Here is a 3,135-nt window from a genome sequence, read left to right as displayed (position 1 = left end):
GCGCTCATCCTTGCTGCCCGTAACCCCTTGTATGAAGCCGCCAAACCCATCCTGTTGACTTTGGCGCAATTGCCGGAGATAAACCTTACTAGTCACACGCAGATCGAAACCTTTCGCCGCATGATGCAAGCTGAACTCACAAACTTTCAGATGTTGGGTAACAAGACCACCGTTGACAAAGGTGATGTGGCGACGGTGAATTTCTTTTTATGTACGGCGATTGATGAAGCGGTCGGCTTGACCAGCTGGGGTGGTGGTCAGCATCCCGGTGAGGTTGGGCCATGGGCATCGCGTTCGCTGGCGCAAACCTTTCATGGCGATACGCTCGGTGGAGTTAAATTTTTTTTGCTACTGGGACGATTCGCCGCCGACCCGGCAGATAGGATTATCTTCAAACACATGCTGGAAGTGATGTATCACCTCCTCAGTATTGGCTTTGAAGGGCAGTATCGTTATCACCCTGATGGACAAGCTACTTTAGCCGAATTACGTCAAGCTTTGTATGACATTATCACCGCTGGTCGGCCATCGGTTCCTATCGTGTATTCCAACGTTCATGTTGAACACGAAAGCAAGTATGCGGTATTGCGTCGCTTCCCGGTGTGGGCATCGGCGTTGGTGATGTCGCTGATCGTACTCGGTGCGTTTGGCTGGCACAAATATCAATTGGTACAGATGACCGATCAAGTCGTCAACGACATTACCGCCGTGGGCAACATGACGCCACCAGCAACGTCAGTTCCTTCCCCCATCACAACACCATAACACGGAGATAACCCATGAAAAATCTACACGGAAAATCAGTGATCCGCCTCGGCGATGAAGTCATTCATGATGGACAAAGCGGCAAAATAATTAGCGCTTCGGAAATGAAAGCAATGGGAATACAAGTGGCGCTAGAAGGTGATATGGGATTCTGCGCAAAATGCAATGGCAACTTTCCATTAGTACCCAATCCCGGTAATGGTGGCCGCAGCCACATGGGTAGATTGCTGGCATATGACGGCGATTTGTTGGCTTGTGGCGGTGTCGCAAAAGCCTCCTTTTAATCGCCACGTGACTCGCCCCACTCGTCGCCCATTTTCTGTGCTGATTTATTGATGTTGAATACTTGATTTTGAATGTGTTAAACCGATGACCAATCCTGCTTCTGCTGATGTTGTTACTCCCGTCTCACCACCGCCCGACGTAGCTCCACCTGCGGCGGATAATGGTGTTGATGACGCAGCGCTGCAAGAGCAAGAAAAACTGGCGCAAGAAAAAACGGATAAAGAGGCACAGGAAGCTGCACAAAAAAAGAAAGAGGCAGATGCGGCTGCGGATACCAAGAAGGCATTAACAGACATAGATAACGCCTTCGAGCGCACCCTCAGTTATTTGCAGTCGCGCTATCGTGCCAGCGGTTTGCAAAAATTTAGCCATCTCTGGAAAAGCAAACGCTATCTGTACGACCGCCCCTGGTTCATGATGCTAGGCGTGCCGAACGCCGGTAAATCCGCCGCTGCACGCCATACTGGACTGGGTACGACGCTTAATATCGCCGATTACAGTAAAGCTTATGCTGGCTGGTTAAGTGAGCAAGCCATGCTGATCGAACCGGCCAGCAGATACATGACGCAAGCTGAGAGCAGAGATGGCACAGAGTGGCATCACTTGCTGGACTTGCTGCGCAAACACCGGCCACGCGCACCAATCAACGCGGCCATCGTCACGATCAACATCGCTGATCTGCTGCAAAAAAATGATGGGGAACTGCTGCGTTATTCAGCGCAACTCTCTACGCGCTTGCATGAATTGCGCACCGATGTAGGAAGTCGCTTTCCCATTTATGTGGTGATTACCAAGATGGATGTGGTGCAGGGATTTAGCGCCTATTTCGACGATCTCACTGCTGATGAGCGTGCGAAATCGTGGGGCTTTAGTTTGCTTTATGAGAAAAATGTATACCATGCCAACAACTACGATGACGATGTAAAAACGCAGCTGCAAACACAATTCACTTTGCTTGATCAGCATTTGCAAGCAAATTTACCGGATCGTCTGCAACAGACGTTTGAGAAAAACAAACGTCGTGCGTTATCGGTCTTTCCGCAAGAATTTACCAGCCTGATCGCGCCCCTGGTCAACGTCATAGGATCGACCTTTGCCAACTCGCACTATGACAATACCGAACATCGGCATTCTTTGCGCGGCGTGTATTTCACCAGCATGGGACGAGATGAACCGCATCTGTCGGTCAATCCACTCAATCCCTTGCAGCGACAGTCCAGCAATGACGACACGCTAATTGACGATAACGCTGAGCCATCTGCGAGACAAGCGATGGATGGATCAGGGGATATCAATGCCATGTACCGCAATATAGCGGTGGAACATAATCCCCTCCTCGCCCAGCAGAATAAGAATACATACGCGCGCGACTATTTTTTGTCTGATCTGTTTAACAACATCATTATCCCTGAAGCGCATCTGGTGCAGCCTAATTTGCAACATGCATTCGGCCTTCGTCTGCGCCGTTGGCTGGCTCACGGCGCGGTTGCGGTGCTGGGATGTTGGTTATTGGCAGGATTGCTACTTTCCTCTGGCAATAATACGGCCTACCTCAAGTCGATTGCGGATAAAACGACGCAATTGACACAACGTATCGATAAGCTGTTTGCCGCATCGCCTGACGACAGATTATTGCAAGTACCGGATGTGCTCACCGCTGCGCAAGAATTGCCACAATTAAGCGATTTGGATGTGGAGAGCCCATCAACCGGCTTCCACTATGGTTTATATACCGTGACACCAGTGGTCGATGCCAGCCATATCGCTTACCAACAATTAGAAGATCGCTTCCTGTTGCCACAGATAGAACAACGTTTGCAAGCCGTGTTGGTCAGTGCCTTACAAAGGAAAGATACCAAAACGGTGTATGACACCTTGCGCGTGGTGTTGCAGTTGCATGACAAAAACCATTTCAATGCCAAAGATATTAAAACATGGGTGATGCAAGACTGGTCCTCCGCTGGCGGTTCGGCGGCGTTTGGGGGGCGTACTACGATGGTGCATCATTTGAATGCGCTGTTTTCAGGTGAACGCGTGGTGCAATCTGCGCTTCCACAAAATGCCGATCTGGTACAGCAAGCCCGC

The 3,135-nt window shown here is 50.2% G+C and carries 3 protein-coding genes; all 3 read left to right on the top strand.

All coding sequences use genetic code 11. The features are described 5' to 3' along the window. A partial coding sequence (gene icmH / locus GEV47_RS19060; protein ID WP_194270720.1) for a type IVB secretion system protein IcmH/DotU occupies positions 1 to 765 on the top strand: 765 nt, incomplete at its 5' end. Positions 766 to 779: 14 nt separating this feature from the next. Further along, positions 780 to 1,049 (top strand): PAAR domain-containing protein, encoded by a 270-nt coding sequence (locus GEV47_RS19055; RefSeq protein ID WP_153236380.1) that lies wholly within the window; start codon positions 780 to 782, stop codon positions 1,047 to 1,049. An 85-nt stretch (positions 1,050 to 1,134) separates the two neighbouring features. Further along, a partial coding sequence (locus GEV47_RS19050) for a type VI secretion protein IcmF/TssM N-terminal domain-containing protein (RefSeq protein WP_322741706.1) occupies positions 1,135 to 3,135 on the top strand: 2,001 nt, incomplete at its 3' end.

Origin of the sequence: Glaciimonas soli (assembly GCF_009497155.1) — a bacterium.
GTDB classification, from domain to species: Bacteria; Pseudomonadota; Gammaproteobacteria; order Burkholderiales; family Burkholderiaceae_D; genus Glaciimonas; species Glaciimonas soli.
Note: the sequence above shows the minus strand (reverse complement) of the source record. Positions and strands in the feature narration are given on the sequence as shown.